We start from the raw sequence: 21,237 nt of genomic DNA on the forward strand, positions 1-21,237 counted from the left end.
AGATCGTTGGTCCCGTTCGTGGCTTTCCTCACAAGTTCACAAGAGGGTGTGCGAGGCCCCATCGGGACCTCGCACACCCTCAGAACCGGGGATTCAGCCCGACACGCTCGCGCGTCCGTTCTCTATGTGCCCCATCAGACGGCGCCGGAAGGCAGGTTCGCCCGCCGCCGTCGCCTGAATGTCGTACCAGCCGTGCTCGTCGTCCGTGTGCCAGGCGATCGTGCGGCTGCTGCCCGCCTTGACGCGGACGACCCGCGTCCGCCTCCTGACGTCGTCCTCGTCCACATAGCCGACCGGCTCGACGGTGAAGACGAGCTCCTTACGGCCCCGGTTGGCCAGCGTCACATGAAGCTCGCGACGGGTGATCGCGGAGGCGAGCTGCGCGTTGCCGTCCTTGCCGCCCGCGAACTCGCGCCGGAAGCCGTTCGGCCCCGTGATCGTGAAGGAGTACGCGTCCTTGGACACCGGGACGGTCCAGGAGCCCTCGCGCACGACGTCCTTGTGCTGCGGGACCTTGAACTCGTCGGCGTACGGATAGAGCGCGAAGTGCGCGCTGGAGCGGCCGCCGTTGCGCAGCCGCACCGAGAGAGCGCCCTTCTCGCCCGGCTTCACGTACGCGTCGGGCTGGTAGGGCAGCGGGCGGGCGCGGCGCGTGCCGGGCTCCTGGACCGGCATGGACTGCTTCAGGGGCGGCTGCGGGGACCAGCGGCCGCTGAACGCCGGGATGGCGCCGGGCTTTTCGACCTCGGGCTGCCGGTGTCCTCGCTTGAAGTCGAAGGCGCCGGTGAGGTCGCCGGTGACCTTGCGGCGCCAGGCGCTGATGTTGGGTTCCCGTACGCCGGTCCACTTCTCCAGGAAGCGCACGACGGAGGTGTGGTCGAAGACTTCGGATGTGACGTAGCCGCCGACGGTCCAGGGTGAGACGACGAGCATGGGGACGCGCACACCGAGGCCGGTCGGCTTGCCCTCCCAGCGCTCCTCCCGCTCCTCGGCGCTCTCGCCGCCGGGGACGGGCGGCGGGACGTGGTCGAAGAAGCCGTCGTTCTCGTCGTAGTTGATGAAGACGGCGGTGCGGCGCCAGACCTCGGGGTGCGAGGCGAGGGCGTCGAGGACCTTGTAGACGATGGTCGCGCTGTGGATCGGCGAGGAGACGCTGGGGTGCTCGGAGTCCTGGGCGGACGGCACCAGATAGCTGACCTTGGCCAGCTTGCCGCCCGCGACGTCGTTGGCGAACTCCTCCGCGAGCTTGCCGGTGGGCACGCGGCGCAGGGCGCGCTCGAAGAGCGACTTCTCCGCCTTGGTGAGGGTGGCGACGCCCTCCTCCAGGGTGGCGAGCAGCTTCTCGCGCTCGGCGTCGTCCTTGGCGTCGCGGACCTTGGCGTAGAAGGCCTCCATGTAGGTCAGGCCGGTCTTGGCGAGGACCTTGCGGGCGATGGCCTTGAAGGTCGTGAAGAACTCGATCTGGTTGTCGGTGAAGTTCTCCCACTCCGTGTACGTCCGCCAGCTCACGCCCGCCTTCTCCAGGCGCTCGGCGTACGTCCCCCAGTCGTATCCGGGGTGTGTCCCCTCGTCGTACGCGTCGTTCCCGACGGCGCGCCTGCCGTTCGCCTCGTAGCCCGTCTTGCCGCTCCACAGGTGGTTGCGGTTGGGGCTCGTGGAGGTGTGGATGGACGAGTGGTAGGCGTCGCAGACGGTGAAGGTGTCGGCGAGTTCGTAGTGCAGGGGGATGTCTTCGCGCGTGTAGTACGCCATCGTCGCGGCGGTCTTGGCGGTGATCCAGCCGTCCGACCAGCCGTCGTGCCAGGCCTTGGCGCCGCCGCTCCATGAGTGGTCGAGGGCGCCGATGTACTGCAGGTCCTTCTTCTGCGCCGCCGCGGCCTCGCGGACGGGGAAGGGCAGGACGGTGCTCAGCACACCCGGCTGCTCGAACACGGACTTCCCGCTCGGGAGCCGGACGGCGTTGCGGTCACCGAAGCCGCGTACGCCGCGCAGCGCTCCGAAGTAGTGGTCGAAGGACCTGTTCTCCTGCATCAGGATGACGACGTGCTCGATCGAGTCGAGCCCGCTGCCGCCGGGTTTGGGCCGGTCCCGGTCCTGTGCCAGTGCCTGCTGCAACGACGGCGGCAGGAACGATCCGACGGCGGCGGCACCGAGTGCGCCTCCGCCAACTGCCATCAGCCGCCTGCGAGATATCTCCGGGGACACGTACGACCTCCAGTCGACGGCCAATGGTTCTCTGCTGATCCATTAGCCTGCTCCGCCGGGACGGTAGTGAAGTCTGGTTTCCCTGTGAAGACTTGGGGACGAAGTCGGCGTGAACGGACGCGCCCGAGTGTGTACGTCCGGACTCGGTCGGCCGACCGGACTGGTCAGCCGATCAGCAGCCCCGCCCAGAGCGCGACGGTCGACGCCGCGAGGATGAGGGGCACGGTCAGCACGCCGAGCACGGTGAAGGTGCGCAGCTCGGCGTCCGTGCCGTGGTCGTGCAGGATGCGGCGCCACAGGAGGGTGGCGAGCGAGCCGACGTACGTCAGGTTCGGGCCGATGTTGACGCCGATGAGCGCGGCGAGGACAGGGCCGGGTCCCGCGGGGGCGACGGCGGGCAGCAGGGCGAGGATCGCGGGCAGGTTGTTGATGAGGTTGGCGAGTACGGCGGCGAGGCCCGCGATCGCGAGCAGAGCGGGCAGTGAGGCGCCGTCCGGCAGGATCCACTCGATCCCGGAGCCAAGGCCGTTGTCGACGACCGCCTTGACGACGATGCCGAGCGCGAGCACGAACAGGCAGAACAGGGGGCTCGCGGAACGGACGATTCCGGTGGCGGTCGTACGTTTCCGCAGCAGCGCACGTCCCGCGAGCACCGCCGCTCCCGCGAGGGCGGCCCACAGGGGTTCGAGGCCCACGAACGACGTCACGACGAACCCCGCGAGCGTGAGCCCGAGGACGACCAGGGTGAACACCGGCACGGGGGTCGGCTCGGTCTCCTCGGACACCAGGGCGCCCGCGGCCAGCTCGCCCGCGAAGTACCGCCGGAACACCACGTACTCGATGCCGATGGCGACCAGCCACGGCACCGCCATGAGCAGAGCGAACCGCGTGAACGTGAGCCCGCTGGCGGTGAGTGCGAGGAGGTTGGTGAGGTTGGAGACGGGCAGCAGGAGCGACGCCGAGTTGGCCAGGTGGGCGGTCGCGTAGACGTGCGGACGCGGCCTGGCCCCGACGCGGGCGGCGGTGGCGAAGACGACCGGGGTGAGCAGCACGACGGTGGCGTCCAGGCTCAGCACCGCGGTGATCACTGCGGCGACGCCGAAGACCCCGCCGAGCAGCGCCTTGGTCCGCCCGCCGCAGAGCCGGGCGACGAGATCGCCGGCAGCCGCGAAAAGCCCGTCGTCCGCGCAGATTTGAGCGAGCACGAGCACGGCGGCGAGGAACCCCACCACCGGCAGCAGGCTCTCGACCTGCGCGAGCGCGTCCCGCGGCGAGACGGCCCCGAGCACCACGACAAGCCCGGCTGCGGGCAGCGCGGCGGCGGCCTCGGGCCACTTCCGGGGCCGTACGACGGCGAACGCGAGCACGGCGAGCAGCAGGCCGACGGAGAGGATCTCGGCGGTGACGGTGTTCAGGGGGACGCTCCGTGGCCCGCGGGGGGCGGTGGTTCGGCGGGGCGGACGTGTCCCAGCGTAAGGCGGACTTCTGTGTGGTCCGGGCGTCCGCGGGTGCGCCGGGAAGCTCCGGACCGGCACATGCGTGGGGCGGCGCCCCTTACGGCGCGCCGCCCCACCTCACACGTACGAGCAGGAGGACTCAGCCCTCCACGCCCAGCTTCTCCAGGATCAGTTCCTTGACGCGGGCCGCGTCGGCCTGGCCCCGGGTCGCCTTCATGACCGCGCCGACCAGTGCGCCGGCCGCCGCGACCTTGCCGCTGCGGATCTTGTCGGCGATGGCGGGGTTGCCCGCGATCGCCTCGTCCACCGCGGTCGTCAGCGCGCCCTCGTCCGAGACGACCTTCAGGCCGCGCTTCTCGACGACCTCGTCCGGCGTGCCTTCGCCGGCCAGGACGCCCTCGAAGACCTGACGGGCCAGCTTGTCGTTCAGGTCGCCCTTGGCGACGAGCTCGGCTACCCGGGCGACCTGCACGGGGGTGACCGGCAGTTCGTCGAGCGCCTTGCCCGTCTCGTTGGCGTTGCGGGCCATCTCGCCCATCCACCACTTGCGCGCGGCGGCCGGGTCGGCGCCCGCCTCGATGGTGGCGACGATCGGGTCGACCGCGCCCGCGTTCAGGATGGACTGCATGTCGTGCTCCGAGACGCCCCACTCCTCACGGAGCCGGTTGCGGCGCACGCGCGGCATCTCGGGGAGACCGGCACGCAGCTCCTCGACCCACGTACGGGCCGGGGCCACCGGGACGAGGTCGGGCTCCGGGAAGTACCGGTAGTCCTCGGCGTTGTCCTTGATGCGGCCCGACGTCGTGGAGCCGTCCTCCTCGTGGAAGTGACGGGTCTCCTGGATGATCGTGCCGCCGTCGTTCAGGACGGCCGCGTGACGCTGGATCTCGAAGCGCGCCGCACGCTCCACGGAACGGAGCGAGTTGACGTTCTTCGTCTCCGAGCGCGTACCGAACTCCTCGCGCCCGTGCGGGCGCAGCGAGAGGTTCACGTCGCAGCGCATCTGGCCCTTGTCCATCCGGGCCTCGGAGACGTCGAGCGCCTTGATGACCTCGCGCAGCTCGGCCACGTACGCCTTGGCGACCTCGGGAGCCCGCTCGCCCGCGCCCTCGATCGGCTTGGTGACGATCTCGATGAGCGGGATGCCGGCGCGGTTGTAGTCCAGGAGCGAGTGCGAGGCGCCGTGGATACGGCCCGTCGCGCCACCCACGTGCGTGGACTTGCCGGTGTCCTCCTCCATGTGGGCGCGCTCGATCTCCACGCGGAAGACCTCGCCGTCCTCCAGCTGGACGTCCAGATAGCCGTTGAAGGCGATCGGCTCGTCGTACTGAGAGGTCTGGAAGTTCTTCGGCATGTCCGGATAGAAGTAGTTCTTCCGGGCGAAGCGGCACCACTCGGCGATCTCGCAGTTCAGCGCGAGACCGATCTTGATGGCGGACTCGACGCCGATCTCGTTGACCACCGGCAGCGCGCCGGGCAGTCCGAGACAGGTCGGGCAGGTCTGGCTGTTGGCGTCCTGCTTGAGCTCGGTGGAGCAGCCGCAGAACATCTTCGTCTTGGTGCCCAGCTCGACATGGACCTCAAGGCCCATGACGGGGTCGTACGTCGCGAGGGCATCCTCGTACGACACCAGGTCAGTCGTGGCAGTCACGGTGAAACTTTCCCTCTCAACCCAGCAGGACGTCGTCGTCGCCGAGCTTCTTCAGCTCGCGATAGAGCAGAGCAAGGCCGGTGACGATGGCGGCGGCGGAGACAGCGGCGTCGACGAGCCGGAGCGTGTCGTGGTCCTTGCGGGCCGTGCGGGCCTGCTTGACGACGGAGACCGCGCCGAAGGCGGTCGAGGCGATCGACAGGTACGCGCCGGGCTTGGACTTCTTGAAGCCCTTGGCCTTGGCAGTCATGGGACTCACAGTGACGGTGCCTCCTCAAGCAGCGGGTGACCCCACCTTTCCACGAAGGCGGCCTCTACGGCAGCGCCGACCTTGTAAAGACGGTCGTCCTTCATGGCGGGGGCGATGATCTGCAGCCCGACGGGCAGGCCGTCCTCCGGCGCGAGGCCGCAGGGCAGCGACATGGCGGCGTTGCCCGCCATGTTCGACGGGATGGTGCACACGTCCGCGAGGTACATCGCCATCGGGTCGTCGGCGCGCTCGCCGATCGGGAAGGCGGTGGTGGGCGTCGCGGGCGAGACGACCACGTCGACCTGCTCGAAGGCCTTCTCGAAGTCCTTCGTGATCAGGGTGCGGACCTTCTGGGCGCTTCCGTAGTACGCGTCGTAGTAGCCGGAGCTCAGTGCGTACGTGCCCAGGATGATGCGGCGCTTGACCTCGTCGCCGAATCCGGCCTCGCGGGTCAGCGCGGTGACGTCCTCGGCGGACTTCGTGCCGTCGTCGCCGACCCGCAGGCCATAGCGCATGGCGTCGAAGCGCGCGAGGTTCGATGAGCACTCGGAGGGCGCGATCAGGTAGTACGCGGAGAGCGCCAGGTCGAAGGACGGGCAGTCGAGCTCGACGATCTCGGCGCCGAGCTCCTTGAGCAGCGCCACCGACTCCTGGAAGCGCTGGACGACACCGGCCTGGTAGCCCTCGCCCGCGAACTGCTTGACGACGCCGACGCGCATGCCCTGTACGGAGCCGTTGCGGGCCGCCTCGACGACCGCGGGGACCGGGGCGTCGATGGACGTCGAGTCGAGCTCGTCGTGTCCTGCGATGACCTCGTGCAGGAGCGCGGCGTCCAGGACCGTGCGGGCGCAGGGGCCGCCCTGGTCGAGCGATGACGAGAACGCCACCATGCCGTAGCGCGAGACGCCGCCGTAGGTCGGCTTGACACCGACCGTGCCGGTGACGGCCGCGGGCTGGCGGATGGAGCCGCCGGTGTCGGTGCCGATGGCGAGGGGGGCCTCGTACGACGCGAGCGCGGCGCTGGAGCCGCCGCCCGAGCCGCCGGGGATACGGGTGAGGTCCCACGGGTTGCCGGTGGGGCCGTACGCGCTGTTCTCGGTGGAGGACCCCATGGCGAACTCGTCCATGTTGGTCTTGCCGAGGATGACGACGCCGGCTTCCTTCAGCTTGCGCGTGACGGTCGCGTCGTACGGCGGGATCCAGCCTTCGAGGATCTTGGAACCGACCGTGGTCGGGATGCCCTCGGTGGTGAAGATGTCCTTGAGCGCGAGGGGTACGCCGGCCAGCGGGCCGAGCTTCTCGCCCTTCTCGCGCTTGGCGTCGACGGCGCGGGCCTGCGCGAGGGCGCCCTCACGGTCGACGTGCAGGAAGGCGTGCACCTTCTCGTCGACGGCCTCGATGCGGGCGAGGTGGGCCTCGGTGACCTCGACTGCCGTGAGCTCGCCGGAGGCGACCTTGGCGGCGATGTCCGCGGCGGTGAGCCTGATGATGTCGATCTTGCTGTCCGTCATGGTGGGTTAGTCCTCCCCCAGGATCTGCGGCACCTTGAAACGCTGCTGCTCTTGTGCCGGGGCTCCGGAGAGCGCCTGCTCGGGGGTGAGCGACGGACGGACCTCGTCCGCGCGCATGACGTTCGTCAGCGGCAGCGGGTGGGAGGTCGGCGGTACGTCTTGGTCGGCGACCTCGGAGACGCGGGCGACCGCGCCGATGATGTCGTCGAGCTGTCCGGCGAAGTGGTCGAGCTCTTCGTCCTTCAGCTCCAGACGTGCAAGGCGGGCGAGGTGGGCGACCTCCTCGCGCGTAATGCCAGGCATGCGGCGATCCTCTGGGGGTGAGTGTGTGGTGTGTGACCCCAATCCTATGGGGCCACACCCCGTGCACGTGAAACGGATTCCCCCGGGGGCCTCCACGCCGGTCCCGGTGGTGGCCCAAGGGCCCCGCCCGATTCCCCGCGGCTGCTTCCTCCCGGCTACTTCCTGGCGGCTACTTCCTCGCGGCTACTTGGCCACGTCCGCCCGTGCCTCCGCGGCCGCCTGCTCCTCCGCCGCGATGTCCACCGGCCTGCGCCATCCGCGCGAGCCCCGCGCCCGCAGCCAGGCGGTGGTCTCGTCCGGCGGCATCGCCGCGGCGACGAGCCACCCCTGGACCGCGTCGCAGCCCAGATCGCGCAACCGCTCCCACGTCTCGTCGTCCTCGACGCCCTCGGCGACGACGAGCAGCCCCAGGGAGTGCGCGAGGTCGACCGTGCAGCGGACGATCTCCGCGTCTTCGTTGTCCACCGCGAGCCGCGCCACGAAAGAACGGTCGATCTTCAGCTCGCTCACCGGCAGCCGCCGCAGATGGACCAGGGACGAGTACCCCGTACCGAAGTCGTCGAGCGACATCTTGACGCCGTGCCCGGTCAGGCCCGCCAGGGTGTCGGCGGCCCGCTGCGGGTCCTCCAGGAGCACGTGTTCCGTTATCTCCAGCTGCAGCGCCCCCGGCGGGACCCCGTGCCGCGCGAGGCGCGCCGCGACGGCGCCCGCGAAACCGGGGGTGTGGACGTCGCGCGGCGACACGTTGACCGCGACGGGGACCTTGAGCCCCATCGCCTGCCACTTCGCCACCTGGCCGAGGGCGGTCTCCAGGACGTACTCCGTCAGGTGCGGCATGAGCCCGGACGACTCGGCTATGGCGATGAACTCGTCCGGCGGCACCTTCCCGCGCTCGGGATGCACCCATCGCACCAGCGCCTCGAGCCCCGCGACGCGGCCGTCGAACTGGACCTTCGGCTGGTAGTGGAGCTCGACGTCACCCGCGTCGAGCGCGCGGCGCAGATCGCCCAACAGGCCCAGGCGGTCAGGGGTGTTGGAGTCGCGCTTGGACTCGTACACCTCGACGCCCGTGCGGTCCCGCTTGGCCTGGTACATCGCGACGTCCGCGCGCCGCAGCAGGCCTTCCGCGTCCATCGCGTGGTCGGGGAAGACGGCGAGCCCCGCGCTGGCCTCCAGGACGAGCGTCAGGCCGTCGAGGTCCAGGGGCGAGCCGAGGGCGGCGACCAGCGACCGTGCCACACGGGTGGCCGATGTCGTGGAGTCGGTGACCGGCAGCAGAACGGCGAACTCGTCGCCGCCGAGCCGGGCGGCCTCCGCGCCGCGCGGCAGGGCGAGCCTCAGCCGGTCGGCGATCTGCAGGAGAAGACGGTCACCCGCGAGGTGGCCGAGGGTGTCGTTCACCGAACGGAAGCGGTCCATGTCGATCAGCATCAGGGCGGAGCGCGCCCCGATCCGCTCGGCGTCGTCCAGAGCCGTCCAGGTCCGCTCGAGGAGCCACTGCCGGTTGGGCAGACCGGTGAGCGGGTCCTGCAACTGCTCCTCGGCCCTGGCCCGCGCGATCCACAGCGTCGAGTCGAGCGCGACGAGGGGGATCGCGAAGAGCGGCAGCATGATGGGCGTCGAGGCCGCGACCACGCAGATCAGCGGTGCGATGCCGAGCAGCGCGACGCCGACGAGGCCCTGTCTGACCAGGGCGGTACGGGTGACCGTGGGCAGGGCGCCGGTGCGCGGTGAGTGGACGTACCAGAGCAGGACCCGGGTGACGACGAGATAGCCGAGGGCGGCGAGCGCCACCTCGGGCAACGAGTACAGGTCCCACGTCTCGGGCAGCCAGGGCGACTGCGCCGATGGCGCCGTGCCGAACGCGGCCATGGCGAGCGCGCCCGCGCCGATGCCGAGGATGTCGACGGCGCCGTGCAGGATGCCCTGTCGCCAGCGGTGGCGGCGCGCGATGCCGACCAGGACGACGACGGTGAGGCTGACCATTCCGGCGGGCACCCAGCCGTACAGCAGGAGGACGGCGACGGTGAGCGCGCCGCCCGAGCCGGTGCCGCCCCACCAGCGGTCGCGGCCGAGCGCGACGAGGTGGCCGACGATGAGGCCCGTGAGAATGGCGAGGGACCAGCCGACCGCGCCGGAGGGGAACAGCGCGTCGCGTCCGGTGAGCGCGTGGAAGAAGCCCGTGCCGAGCACCACAGCGGCGAGGGCCACGACGGCAACCGGAAGCACTGGCCAAGGATCGCGCTCGGCGGACGCGTCGTCCGTGTCGTGCGCCTCGGAGCCGCGCCAGAGCGTCCTGCGCCGCCCGTCGGTGCCGCTCTGGGCGGAACGGGGGCCCGCCGCGTCCCTGCCGCCCGATGCCTCGCCCACGCCGAGCTCCTGTGTGCCGTACCCGCCGACGGTGCTCCATGCGCGCTCGCGTCGCTCAACTGCGGTGCTCGGGGCGGCGGGGCGGCTGCTCTCGGCTTCGCGCGCCTCGCGTGCCTCCCGTGCCGCTCTGCGTCCGCTGAGCCAGGCGCCCGGTCCGCGCCGCAGGCGCGCGCGCAGCCGGGAGTCCGGTGCGGCGCTCTCGGTCGGTTCCATTCCCGTCCCTCTCACAGCCGGCGGTACCCACGCCACGCGGACTCGGTCCAGAAGTCAGCCGCGTCTGGAATTCCTCCCCCGTGCTCCCGATGAGCAGGGGATACCCCAATCGCAGCGGGGCACGGCAGGCGCACATCTCAACAGTAGGCCGCAGAAGGCTTCTACGGGCAGCGGTCCACAACGGTTGCCCGAATGCGACCCGGCCACCCGTATGCATCTGGTATGCGCTGAACGGGTGGCCTTCAACCGCTACTCCTCGGTCGGAAGCGCAACTTCCGCCGCCGCGTCCGGTCCTTTTTCCAGCAGGACGGCGAAGCCTTCCTCGTTCAGAACCGGAACCTTCAACTGCATGGCCTTGTCATATTTAGATCCGGGGTTGTCACCCACAACAACGAAAGCTGTCTTCTTCGAAACGGAACCGGTCACCTTTGCGCCCCGGCTCTGCAACGCATCTTTTGCGCCATCCCTCGTGTGGTGTTCGAGCGTTCCGGTCACCACGACCGTGAGGCCTTCGAGCGGTCGCGGCCCCTCGTCCTCTCCCCCACCCTCTTCCTCCATACGGACACCGGCCGCACGCCACTTGCGCAGGATCTCCCGGTGCCACTCCTCCTCGAACCACTGCTTCAGGGAGGCGGCGATGGTCGGGCCCACGCCCTCGACGGCTGCCAGCTCCTCCTCCGTGGCCTGTTCGATCCGCTCCACCGACCGGAATTCGCGGGCGAGCGCCTCCGCGGCGACCGGGCCCACGTGCCGGATGGAGAGGCCCGTGATGATCCGCGCGAGCGGGCGCTCCTTGGCCGCCGCGATGTTCTCCAGCATGGAGACGGCGTTCTTCTTCGCCTCGCCCTGCTGGTTGGCGAAGACCGTGGCGATCTTCTCCTCGCCCGTCTTCGGGTCCCGCTTGGGCAGACCGCTGTCCTGATCCAGTACGTACGCCTTGATGGGCAGGAGCCGCTCGATGGTGAGGTCGAAGATGTCGCCCTCGTCGAGAATCGGCGGCTCGGACGGCTCAAGGGGCTTGGTGAGCGCGGCCGCGGCGACATAGCCGAAGTTCTCGATGTCCAGGCTCTTGCGGCCCGCGAGATAGAAGAGACGCTCGCGCAGCTGGGCGGGGCAGGACTGGGCGTTGGGGCACCGGAGGTCGATGTCGGCCTCCTTCATCGCCCGCAGCGCCGTCCCGCACTCGGGGCACTCGGCGGGCATCACGAACTCCCGCTCGGTGCCGTCCCGCAGGTCGACGACGGGGCCGAGGATCTCCGGGATGACGTCGCCCGCCTTGCGCAGGACGACCGTGTCCCCGATGAAGACGCCCTTCTTCTTCACCACGTCCTGGTTGTGCAGGGTGGCGAACTCGACCTCGGATCCCGCGACGGTCACGGGCTCCACCTGGGCGTACGGCGTGACGCGGCCGGTGCGGCCGACGCCCACGCGGATGTTGACCAGCTTGGTGTTGACCTCCTCGGGGGCGTACTTCCAGGCGATCGCCCAGCGCGGGGCGCGCGAGGTCGAGCCGAGGCGGCCCTGGAGCGGGATCTCGTCCAGCTTCACGACGACGCCGTCGATCTCGTGCTCCACGGAGTGGCGGTTCTCGCCGAAGTACGTGATGAACTCCCGCACTCCGTCCAGCCCTTGGACCACCCTGTTGTGCTGGGCGGTGGGCAGGCCCCAGTCGTGCAGGAGCTCATAGGCGTGGCTGAGGCAGTCGATGTCGAAGCCCTCGCGGGCGCCGATGCCGTGCACCACCATGTGCAGCGGGCGCGTGGCGGTGACGCGCGGGTCCTTCTGGCGCAGCGAACCCGCCGCCGCGTTGCGCGGGTTGGCGAAGGGCTTGTCGCCCGCCTCCACCAGACGGGCGTTCAGCTCCTCGAACTTCTCCATGGGGAAGAAGACCTCGCCGCGGATCTCGACCAGGGCGGGGATCTTGTCGCCCTTGAGACGGTCCGGGATGTCCGAGATCGTGCGGACGTTCGGAGTGATGTCCTCACCGGTGCGGCCGTCTCCGCGGGTGGCCGCGCGCGTGAGCTTGCCGTCCTCGTACGTGAGGTTCACGGCGAGTCCGTCGATCTTCAGTTCGCACAGGAAGTGGTGGTCGCTGGTGCCGACCTCCTTGGCGACGCGGTCGGCCCAGGCGGCGAGCTCCTCGTCGTCGAAGGCATTGTCCAGGGAGAGCATGCGCTCGCGGTGCTGGACCGAGGTGAACTCGGTCTCGTACGCCCCGGAGACCTTCTGGGTGGGCGAGTCGGGCGTGCGCAGCTCCGAATACCGCTCCTCCAGGGCTTCGAGCGAGCGAAGGAGCTTGTCGAACTCGGCGTCGCTGACGACCGGTTGGTCGTTCACGTAGTACCGGAAGCGGTGCTCCTCGATCTGTTCGGCCAGCTGGGCGTGCTGATCCCGTGCCTCGGCGGGCACAGAGCCTTGCTGTTCGACAGCCACCGTTACGTCCTCCCGTTACGTCATACCCAATTACTCAGGGTTGTCCGCGAGTGATCTCGCCGCCCGGGCGCAGTGGGCGAGCACCGCACGGGCGTACGCCGGGGAAGCCCCCGCGAGCCCGCACGACGGAGTGACCACGACCGACTCCGCGAGAGACCCCGGATTCAGCCCCAGCCTGCGCCACAACGTCCTGACACCCATGACGCTACCGGCAGGGTCTGACAATGGGCCGTCCACGCCGGGCGCGACACCGGCGAAGAGCTTCGTGCCGCCCTCGACGGCCTCACCGATCGCCTCGTCGTCACGCTCGGTGAGCAGCGAGAAGTCGAAGGAGATCGCGTCGGCCCCCGCGCGGCGGAGAAGCGCGAACGGCACGTCCGGCGCGCAGGAGTGCACGACGGCAGGCCTGTCCCCGTGCACGCCGATGACCTCGCGCAGGGTGCTCTCCACGAGCTGGCGGTCCACGGCGCGGTGGGTGCGGTACTCGCTCGCGGTCTTGATCTGCCCGCGCAGTACACCGACGAGCGAGGGCTCGTCGAGCTGGAGCACGACCTGGCCGCCGGGGATCCGGCGGCGTACGTCCGCGAGGTGGGCGCGCAGACCCTCGGCGAGCGATCCTGCCAGGTCACGGCAGGCGCCCGGGTCGGAGAGCGCGGCCTCGCCGTTGCGCAGCTCCAGGGCCGCGGCGAGGGTCCACGGCCCGACGGCCTGCACCTTGACCGGCCCTTCGTACCCCTGGGTGAACTCCTCCAGGGCGTCGAGGTCCTCGCCGAGCCAGGCCTTCGCGCGGCGCGTGTCCCGTCCGGGCCGGTCACCGATCCGCCAGCCGCTGGGCTCCACGCGCGCGTAGAGCTCGACGAGCATTCCGGCGGTCCGCCCGATCATGTCGGCGCCGGGCCCCCGCGCGGGCAGCTCCGCCAGATACGGGAAGTCCTCGAAACTGCCGGTGACGGTCTTCGCGGCCTCACGGGCGTCACCGCCCGGCATGGACCCGATGCCGGTGGCCGGGCCCCAACGATGCGCGCTCACTGGCCGGGCCGCACCGTCAGGTCGTTGACCTCGGCGTCGCGCGGCAGGTCGACGGCCATCAGGATCGTCGTGGCGACCGACTCCGGGTCGATGAAGCGGGAGGGGTCGTACTCCTTGCCCTCCTGCTGGTGCACCTTGGCCTGCATGGAGCTCGCGGTGCGGCCCGGGTAGACGGAGGTGACGCGGACGCCGTTCGCGTGCTCCTCGCCCCGCAGGGAGTCGGCCAGGGCCTTGAGCCCGTGCTTGGAGGCGGCGTAGGCGGACCACTCGGGGCTGGCGCTCAGGCCCGCTCCCGAGTTGACGAAGACCACGTGCCCCTGGGCGGCCCGGAGTTGGGGCAGGAAGTGGCGGGTCAGCTCGGCGGGGGCGATGAGGTTGACGTTGAGCTGGTGGCGCCAGGACTTGGGGGTGAGGTCACCGACGCGCCCGAGGTCGACGACGCCCGCGATGTGGAGCAGGGAGTCGACGCGGTCGGGCAGCGACTGGTGGCCGAACGCCCAGGAGAGCTTGTCGGGGTCGGAGAGGTCGCCCACGAGCGTGTCCGCCCCGGGGAATTGCGCGGCCAGTTCCTTCGCCCGGCCCGCGTCCCGTGCGTGCAGGACGAGGGAGTCGCCGCGTGCGTGGAGACGGCGGGCGACGGCCGCGCCGATGCCGGAGCCCGCCCCGGTGATCACATGTGTTGCCATGCGTCCATCGTCGCACCCCGGCAGACGCAGGTCAGCGCATGGTCACTGTGTGCCCATGGCCTCCTCCAGGTAGGCCAGGGCGCCGACCGGCTCCTCGGCGAAGAAGACGAGACCGGTCAGCGGCACCGGCAGGAAGCCCTCGTCCTCCATGCGCTGGAACTGCTCCTTCAACCCGTCGTAGAAGCCCGCCGAGTTGAGCAGGACCACCGGCTTGGTGTGCTTGCCGTGCTTCTTCAGTTCAAGGATCTCGGTGGCCTCGTCCAGCGTGCCCGTACCACCGACCATGATCACGACGGCGTCGGCCTTCTCCAGGAGCAGCGCCTTGCGCTCGGCGAGGTCACGCGCGATCACCATCTCGTCGGGCGCGGAGACGACCCGGGCCCTGTCCGCGAGAAAGTCCACCGAGACCCCGACAAGCCCTCCACCCGCCTCCTGCACCCCATCGGCGACGACCTTCATCAGCCCACTCTCCGAACCACCCCACACCAGCGTGTGACCGCCCTTGCCGAGCAGCTCGGCGAATTCGCGCGCGGGGCGGGTGTAGCGGTCGGGGAGGTCGGCTGCGGAGAGGAAGACACAGATGTTCATGGCTTCACCGTACGATCCGGCAGAGACTGGGTGGACCACAGCCGCTCACTGAAGGAGGACACGGTGACCGCAGGACACAAGATCACCATCGAGCAGGGCACCGACCTCGTCCGGGTGGTGCGCGACGGCCAGACCGTGGCCGAGAGCCACCGCCCACTGCTGCTGCGCGAGACCGGCTGCCCGGTCCGCTACTACCTCCCCCCGCAGGACGTACGCACCGACCTCCTGACCCCGTCGGACACGACCACGTACTGCCCGTTCAAGGGAACGGCGTCGTACTGGTCGCTGCCCGACGCCAAGGACGCGGTATGGGCGTACCCCGAGCCGAAGCCGGACGTGGCCAAGATCAAGAACCACTTCTGCTTCTACGAAGCAAACACCACCGAGCCCCCCCGATAGCCCCCGGGTCGGCGCCGAGGTCGTTGCAGGAAAGTCCCAGCGACACGCCGCATCGCACGGCGTGTCGCTGGGACTTTCCTGCAATCGAACTGGGCGCCAGCCCGTTAGACCGCCGCCGTTGCCCGGTCCGTCGTCGCGATCGTCGCCGAGCCGACCACGCGCGTGCCGTCGTAGAGCACGATCGCCTGGCCGGGGGCCACGCCGCGTACCGGCTCGTCGAAGGAGACGCGCAGCTCCGAGCCGTCGACCAGCTCCGCGCGCACCGGCGTCTCGCCGCCGTGCGCCCGCAGCTGTGCGGTGTACGTGCCGGGGCCGGAGGGGGCGACGCCGCACCAGCGGGGCTTGATCGCCGTCAGGCCCGTGACGTCCAGGGCGGCCACCGGGCCTACGGTCACGGTGTTGTTCACCGGGGAGATGTCGAGGACGTAGCGCGGCTTGCCGTCGGGGGCCGGGGTGCCGATCCGCAGGCCCTTGCGCTGGCCGATGGTGTAGCCGAAGGCGCCCTCGTGGGTGCCCAGCTTGTTGCCCTCGGCGTCGACGATGTCGCCCTCCGCCTTGCCGAGGCGGTCCGCGAGGAAGCCCTGGGTGTCGCCGTCGGCGATGAAGCAGATGTCGTGGCTGTCGGGCTTCTTGGCGACGGCCAGGCCGCGCTCCTCGGCCTCCGCGCGGATCTCCTCCTTGGTGGTGAGCGTGTCACCGAGGGGGAACATCGCGTGGGCGAGCTGGCGGTCGTCGAGGACCCCGAGGACGTAGCTCTGGTCCTTGGCCATGTCCGACGCGCGGTGCAGCTCGCGCGTGCCGTCGTCGTTCACGACCACCGTGGCGTAGTGGCCGGTGACGACCGCGTCGAAGCCCAGGGCGAGGGCCTTGTCCAGGAGCGCGGCGAACTTGATCTTCTCGTTGCAGCGGAGGCAGGGGTTCGGGGTGCGCCCCGCCTCGTACTCGGCGATGAAGTCCTCGACCACGTCCTCGCGAAACCGCTCGGCCAGGTCCCATACGTAGAACGGGATGCCGATGACGTCCGCGGCGCGGCGGGCGTCGCGGGAATCCTCGATGGTGCAACAGCCTCGCGCGCCCGTGCGGAACGATTGCGGGTTCGCCGAGAGCGCCAGGTGCACTCCGGTCACGTCGTGCCCGGCTTCGGCCGCACGCGCGGCGGCGACGGCGGAGTCCACGCCGCCGGACATGGCGGCGAGTACGCGCAGGGGGCGGGGGTGCTGCGGGGTCCGGTTCTCAGTCATAGCTCTAACAGGGTACGGGCCCGCGGGAACCAGGTGCCCGTGAGTAAGCGTTGACGATCACATGGGGGATGAACAGGACTCGAAGGCGGAGCAGAAGTCCGAGCGCCGGGGCATCGACCGGCGGACGCTCCTGATCGGCGGCGCCGCGGCGGCCGTCGGCACGGCCGTGCTCGCTTCGGACCAGCTGGGACGCCTGTGGTGGCGGCTGCCCGGCGTCGTCAAGAGGCGCGAGGAGGGCGCGGTCGACGCCCGGGGCGCGCAGTGGGTGGCCGCGTCCGACTACAACTGGCGCCGGGCGGACCGGCCGGACGACTACGGGATAGACATGGTCGTCATCCACGTCGTGCAGGGCGGGTACGACACGGCGCTGAAGGTGTTCAAGGACCCGGCGCACGGCGCGGCGGCTCACTACGTGGTGCGCAAGGACGGGCACATCGCCCAGATGATCCGCGAGCTGGACGTGGCGTTCCACGCGGGGAACAAGAGCTACAACGAACGGAGCATCGGCATCGAGCACGAGGGCTTCGTGGACAAGAAGTCCTCGTTCACCGATGCCATGTACGAGTCCTCGGCGCGCCTCACCGCGGGAATCTGCAAGAGGTACGACATCCCGGTGGACCGGAAGCACATCATCGGGCACGTGGAGGTGCCCGGCACGGACCACACGGATCCCGGGCCGCACTGGGACTGGGACCGGTACATGAAGCTGGTCAGGAAAGCCCGCACGGCCCTGGCCTGACCGGCGCCGCTCCATAGGTCCGTCCTACCAGCCGTACCCGTCCTACCAGCCGTACCCGTCCTACCGAAGGTGCACCGGCAGCGACTCCACCCCGTACACGATCGACAGCTTGCGGAAGGCGAGCTCCTCGGGGGCGACCGCGAGCCGCATCTCGGGGAAGCGCTTCACCAGGGCCGGGTAGGCGGCGCGCAGCTCCATGCGGGCCAGTTCGGCGCCGATGCAGCGGTGGATGCCGTAGCCGAAGGCGAGGTGGCCCGAGGCCTTGCGGTGCGGGTCGAAGCCGCCGCCGTCGGGGGTGTACTTGGCGTCGCGGTTGCCGCCGCTCAGGGAGCACAGGACCAGGTCGCCCTTGGGGATGAGCACCCCGGCTATCTCAATGTCCTCGCGGGCGAACCGCGGGAAGGCCACCTGCACGACGGTGAGGTAGCGCAGCGCCTCCTCGACGAAGGGGGCGGCCGCCGCGTCGTCGTCGCGCAGCCGCGCGGCGGTCTCAGGGTCCTGCAGGAGAAGCAGGGAACCGAGGGCCACCATGCTCGCGGTCGTCTCGAAGCCGCCGGTGAGGATGCCGTCGGCCAGGCCTGCGAGCTCCTCGTCGTCGACGGTGTCGCCGTGTTCCTTCACGATCATGCCGAGCAGTCCGTCGCCCGGGTTCTCGCGCTGCTTCTTGACGACGTCCCTGAAGTACGAGAGCGAGGCGGATATCGCCCCGAAGGGAGCGGTCGCCCCGCCGAAGAGGTCGAAGCGCTCCATGGCGAGCTGCTGGAAGTCGTGGCGGTCCTCGTAGGGCACGCCGAGCAGCTCGCAGATCGTCAGCGAGGGTATGGGAAGGGCGAAGGCCTGGACGAGGTCGACGGGCCCTTCCGCCGCCTCCATCGCGTCGAGCCGCTCCTCGACGATGGCCTCGATCCGGGGCGTGAGGCGGCGCAGCCTGCGCATCGTGAACTCGGGTGTGAGGATGCGGCGCAGATGCGTGTGGACCGGGGGGTCGCTGAAACCGAGGCCGCCGGGATTGTGGTCCTCGACCACGCCGGCGTTGCCCGCGAGGTTCGTGAAGTCGTTGCTGAAGCCGTCGGTCGCCCCGAGGACGGCCTTCACCTCGTCGTAGCCGGTGACCACCCAGGCGTCCATGCCGAACGGCAGCGGCACCTTGGATATCGGCTGCTCCGCCTGGTTCTCGGTGAGCCGGGCCACCGGGTCGAGCCCGTCGCGGCGCATCGGCGCGAGGAGGGGCTCGGGAAGACGCGAGATCGCGGAGGCGCTGATCCCGTTCTTCTGGATCCTGGAGAGATATATACGCCCGAGGCGCGCGGCGATGCGAGAGCGGAGGTTCGCCTTCAATGTGAACTCCATGAGGGGGTTGTCGTGCACAGCCCCGAACGCGCGGAGCGGACTCGCGAGCGGCAAGCATAGATCGGCGGGCTGTGGGTCCCGTAGCCCGCTCCTGTGCCTGTCCGCCCTATAGCGGCCGAAACCGGCATCAACTCGGGGCGCCATCACCCCAGTACGGCGTTATCTGCGTCACTTACCTGCGCAAAACGGGACCAAGTAGGTGCAGGGCTCAGCTAAGTCCCGCCGTCCGCGCCCGTTCCACCGCCGGGCCGATCGCCCGGGCCACCGCCGCCACGTCCGCCTCCGTCGAGGTGTGGCCGAGGGAGAAACGGAGCGTGCCGCGGGCCAGGTCGGGGTCGGTGCCGGTGGCGAGCAGGACGTGGCTCGGCTGGGCCACGCCCGCCGTGCACGCGGAGCCGGTGGAGCACTCGATGCCCTGGGCGTCGAGCAGCAGCAGAAGGGAGTCGCCCTCGCAGCCGGGGAAGGTGAAGTGCGCGTTCGCGGGCAGCCGGTCGACCGGGTCTCCCCCCAGGATCGCGCTCGGCACCGCCGCGCGCACGGCGGAGACGAGATCGTCCCGCAGCGCGCCGATCTCGCGGGCGAACCTCTCGCGCTGCCCGGCCGCGTGCCGCCCCGCCACGGCGAACGCGGAGATCGCGGGCACATCGAGCGTCCCGGAGCGCACATGACGCTCCTGCCCGCCGCCGTGCAGGACGGGCACGGGGCTGTACTCGCGCCCCAGGAGCAGCGCCCCGATGCCGTAAGGGCCGCCGATCTTGTGCCCGGAGACGGTCATCGCGGCGAGCCCGGACGCAGCGAAGTCGACGGGCACCTGGCCGAAGGCCTGCACGGCGTCGGCATGCAGCGGGATCTCGAACTCGGCCGCCACATCGGCCAGTTCGCGGATGGGCTGGATGGTGCCGATCTCGTTGTTGGCCCACATGACGGTGGCGAGGGCGACGTCGTCGGGGTCGCGCTCGATCGCCTCGCGCAGCGCTTGGGGGTGCACGCGGCCGTACGCGTCGACGGGGAGGTACTCGACGGTGGCGCCTTCGTGCTCGCCGAGCCAGTGCACGGCGTCGAGGACGGCGTGGTGCTCGACGGGGCTGGAAAGGACCCGGGTCCGCGCGGGGTCGGCGTCGCGCCGCGCCCAGTACAGGCCCTTCACGGCGAGATTGTCGGCCTCCGTGCCGCCCGCGGTGAAGACGGTCTCGCTGGGGCGCGCGCCGAGCGACTCGGCGAGCGTCTCGCGGGCCTCCTCGACGGTACGCCGCGCCCGGCGCCCGGCGGCGTGCAATGAGGACGCGTTGCCGGTGACGGCGAGCTGGGCGGTCATCGCCGCGATCGCCTCCGGAAGCATCGGAGTGGTCGCTGCGTGGTCGAGGTAGGCCATGGTGCGCACGATTCTACGAGCCATGGGCGGCCCCGCGTTCCAGCGGTCAGCCCGCGAGACCCCACGACACCGTGTTGTCCATGGACATCAGGACGGCGAGGACTACGAGATCGGCCACACCGAGCCCGAGTCCGAGGGCCGCGCGGCCCTTTCGGCTGGTCCCGCGCAGCAGCGCGATGCTCGCGAGGACGATCGCGATCGGGCCGAGGAAGAGGTTCAGGACGAGCAGCCCGAGCAGACCGAGGACGAACGAGGCGACGGCCATGCCGTCGGTGTCACGCCGGCCGGTGGGGGCGGGGGCGGGCTCGCGGGTCGAAGCGGCGGAGGTGGTGGAGGTGGCAGCGGCGGAGGTGGTGGAGGTCGTGGACTTGGGGGTGAGGGTGCCGAGTCCCATGGTGTGACTCCTTTCGGCGGCCGTGCGGATCAGGTGGGGATCGGGCGGGGCAGGGAGAGGAACAGTGGCGGCGCGCTCAGGAGTGGCGGCGCGCATGCCGCTCGCGGACCGTGAACACCACGAGCCAGACGCCGATGACGGCGGCGGCGACGAAGGTGACGGGGAGCGGTGCATGGGCCACGGCGCCCAGGGCGACACCGAGCAGCAGGAGTGCGGCTACGAGGAACAACACGGGATGCCTCTCGTCGAGGGTTCGGTGAACGCTTGTGGTCACAACTGTTCACTGACTTAGAGAGTACCGCTTCTCCGGCTTTCCAATCTCGGAGAACAGTTGTTAACTGCATGGCATGAGTCACACTCTCGGCATCCGGCAGGCCCAGAAGCAGAAAACCCGGCAGGCACTCCTCGACGCGGCGCTCCAGCTGCTCGAGGAGCAGAGCCTGAGCAGCCTGGGTCTGCGTGAGGTCACCCGGGCCGCGGGCGTGGCCCCCACCGCCTTCTACCGGCACTTCCGCGACATGGCCGACCTGGGTGTGGCCCTGGTGGAGGCGGCGCTGAGCAGCCTGCACACCACGCTCGTCGCACTCCTCGCCGCGACCGGCGACAGCAGCGGCGACGATGACGGCGAGGAACGCATCGCGGCCACGGTCGAGTTGATCGTCGCCTACGTCCGCACGCACCCCGCCCACGTCCGCTTCATCGCCCGCGAGCAGCACGGCGGGGTGCAGGCCGTGCGGTCGGCGATAGGCGATCAACTCACCCTGTTCGCGCAGGAGGTGGCGGGCCAGTTCGCCCAGGAGCCCGAGTCCGCGGGCTGGGACGAGGACGATCTCCTGATGCTGGCCAGGATGTACGTCGACCACATGGTGATGACCGCGTCCGCACTCCTGGAGGCGGCGCCCGGCGCGGAGGAGCGGGTGGCGGCCGGCGCACGCCGGCAGCTGCGCCTGGTGTCGCTCGGGCGGCGCCACTGGCTGGACGAGCGGTGACCGGGACATCGGAAACGACCCGATGGGGCCCGCGACACTCGACTCCCCCGTAAGGAG

The 21,237-nt window shown here is 70.4% G+C and carries 19 protein-coding genes; 3 read left to right on the plus strand and 16 right to left on the minus strand.

Translation table 11 applies throughout. From position 1 onward, the window contains the following. Window positions 1–93: 93 nt before the first annotated feature. The 11 genes from ACFVXC_RS25930 to ACFVXC_RS25980 form a co-directional block, all read right to left on the minus strand. Window positions 94–2,205 (minus strand): phosphocholine-specific phospholipase C, encoded by a 2,112-nt coding sequence (locus tag ACFVXC_RS25930; protein ID WP_389909205.1) that lies wholly within the window; start codon window positions 2,203–2,205, stop codon window positions 94–96. A 164-nt stretch (window positions 2,206–2,369) separates the two neighbouring features. Beyond that, on the minus strand, window positions 2,370–3,620 hold the full coding sequence (locus ACFVXC_RS25935) for an SLC13 family permease (RefSeq protein WP_389909400.1): 1,251 nt from the start codon (window positions 3,618–3,620) through the stop codon (window positions 2,370–2,372). 181 nt (window positions 3,621–3,801) lie between these two features. Beyond that, on the minus strand, window positions 3,802–5,313 hold the full coding sequence (gatB, locus tag ACFVXC_RS25940; RefSeq protein WP_389909208.1) for an Asp-tRNA(Asn)/Glu-tRNA(Gln) amidotransferase subunit GatB: 1,512 nt from the start codon (window positions 5,311–5,313) through the stop codon (window positions 3,802–3,804). A 16-nt stretch (window positions 5,314–5,329) separates the two neighbouring features. Beyond that, a complete protein-coding gene (locus ACFVXC_RS25945; RefSeq protein WP_389909403.1) occupies window positions 5,330–5,563 on the minus strand; it encodes a hypothetical protein in 234 nt (77 codons plus the stop codon). A 5-nt stretch (window positions 5,564–5,568) separates the two neighbouring features. After that, window positions 5,569–7,074: an Asp-tRNA(Asn)/Glu-tRNA(Gln) amidotransferase subunit GatA gene (gene gatA, locus ACFVXC_RS25950; protein WP_389909210.1), complete on the minus strand. Its 1,506-nt coding sequence runs from the start codon at window positions 7,072–7,074 to the stop codon at window positions 5,569–5,571. Between the two features lie 6 nt (window positions 7,075–7,080). Next, window positions 7,081–7,377 carry an Asp-tRNA(Asn)/Glu-tRNA(Gln) amidotransferase subunit GatC gene (gene gatC / locus ACFVXC_RS25955; protein ID WP_016642027.1) on the minus strand — a complete coding sequence of 99 codons (297 nt, stop codon included), beginning with the start codon at window positions 7,375–7,377 and terminating at the stop codon, window positions 7,081–7,083. 183 nt (window positions 7,378–7,560) lie between these two features. After that, complete coding sequence (locus ACFVXC_RS25960; RefSeq protein ID WP_389909406.1) at window positions 7,561–9,747, minus strand: putative bifunctional diguanylate cyclase/phosphodiesterase; 2,187 nt, start codon at window positions 9,745–9,747, stop codon at window positions 7,561–7,563. Between the two features lie 462 nt (window positions 9,748–10,209). After that, entirely contained in the window at window positions 10,210–12,393 is a 2,184-nt protein-coding gene (gene ligA / locus ACFVXC_RS25965) for an NAD-dependent DNA ligase LigA (protein ID WP_389909216.1), read from the minus strand. A gap of 30 nt (window positions 12,394–12,423) precedes the next feature. Beyond that, the gene (locus ACFVXC_RS25970) at window positions 12,424–13,422 is read right to left on the minus strand and encodes a methionine synthase (protein ID WP_389909218.1); all 999 of its coding nucleotides are present in this window, start codon (window positions 13,420–13,422) and stop codon (window positions 12,424–12,426) included. Then, window positions 13,419–14,108: an SDR family oxidoreductase gene (locus tag ACFVXC_RS25975; protein WP_389909221.1), complete on the minus strand. Its 690-nt coding sequence runs from the start codon at window positions 14,106–14,108 to the stop codon at window positions 13,419–13,421. The genes ACFVXC_RS25970 and ACFVXC_RS25975 overlap by 4 nt, the downstream gene beginning before the upstream one ends. Window positions 14,109–14,150: 42 nt before the next feature. Continuing rightward, window positions 14,151–14,696: a TIGR00730 family Rossman fold protein gene (locus ACFVXC_RS25980; protein WP_389909224.1), complete on the minus strand. Its 546-nt coding sequence runs from the start codon at window positions 14,694–14,696 to the stop codon at window positions 14,151–14,153. A gap of 63 nt (window positions 14,697–14,759) precedes the next feature. Here ACFVXC_RS25980 and ACFVXC_RS25985 point away from each other — a divergent pair, with 63 nt between their 5' ends. Continuing rightward, a complete protein-coding gene (locus ACFVXC_RS25985; protein ID WP_389909227.1) occupies window positions 14,760–15,095 on the plus strand; it encodes a DUF427 domain-containing protein in 336 nt (111 codons plus the stop codon). Between the two features lie 104 nt (window positions 15,096–15,199). Here ACFVXC_RS25985 and mnmA read toward each other — a convergent pair whose 3' ends face one another. After that, window positions 15,200–16,336, minus strand: coding sequence for a tRNA 2-thiouridine(34) synthase MnmA (gene mnmA, locus ACFVXC_RS25990; protein WP_389909229.1), 1,137 nt, complete (start codon window positions 16,334–16,336; stop codon window positions 15,200–15,202). A gap of 61 nt (window positions 16,337–16,397) precedes the next feature. Here mnmA and ACFVXC_RS25995 point away from each other — a divergent pair, with 61 nt between their 5' ends. Next, window positions 16,398–17,075 (plus strand): N-acetylmuramoyl-L-alanine amidase, encoded by a 678-nt coding sequence (locus ACFVXC_RS25995; protein ID WP_389909232.1) that lies wholly within the window; start codon window positions 16,398–16,400, stop codon window positions 17,073–17,075. A 60-nt stretch (window positions 17,076–17,135) separates the two neighbouring features. Here ACFVXC_RS25995 and ACFVXC_RS26000 read toward each other — a convergent pair whose 3' ends face one another. The 4 genes from ACFVXC_RS26000 to ACFVXC_RS26015 form a co-directional block, all read right to left on the minus strand. Then, window positions 17,136–18,425 carry a cytochrome P450 gene (locus tag ACFVXC_RS26000; protein ID WP_389909235.1) on the minus strand — a complete coding sequence of 430 codons (1,290 nt, stop codon included), beginning with the start codon at window positions 18,423–18,425 and terminating at the stop codon, window positions 17,136–17,138. 208 nt (window positions 18,426–18,633) lie between these two features. Beyond that, the gene (locus ACFVXC_RS26005) at window positions 18,634–19,797 is read right to left on the minus strand and encodes a cysteine desulfurase family protein (RefSeq protein ID WP_389909409.1); all 1,164 of its coding nucleotides are present in this window, start codon (window positions 19,795–19,797) and stop codon (window positions 18,634–18,636) included. Between the two features lie 46 nt (window positions 19,798–19,843). After that, on the minus strand, window positions 19,844–20,191 hold the full coding sequence (locus tag ACFVXC_RS26010; protein WP_389909238.1) for a hypothetical protein: 348 nt from the start codon (window positions 20,189–20,191) through the stop codon (window positions 19,844–19,846). A 76-nt stretch (window positions 20,192–20,267) separates the two neighbouring features. Continuing rightward, window positions 20,268–20,423, minus strand: coding sequence for a hypothetical protein (locus ACFVXC_RS26015; RefSeq protein ID WP_389909241.1), 156 nt, complete (start codon window positions 20,421–20,423; stop codon window positions 20,268–20,270). Window positions 20,424–20,538: 115 nt separating this feature from the next. Here ACFVXC_RS26015 and ACFVXC_RS26020 point away from each other — a divergent pair, with 115 nt between their 5' ends. Next, entirely contained in the window at window positions 20,539–21,180 is a 642-nt protein-coding gene (locus ACFVXC_RS26020; RefSeq protein ID WP_389909244.1) for a TetR family transcriptional regulator, read from the plus strand. Window positions 21,181–21,237 lie beyond the last annotated feature (57 nt).

The organism is Streptomyces sp. NPDC058257, assembly GCF_042881845.1.
Classification (GTDB): Bacteria; Actinomycetota; Actinomycetes; order Streptomycetales; family Streptomycetaceae; genus Streptomyces.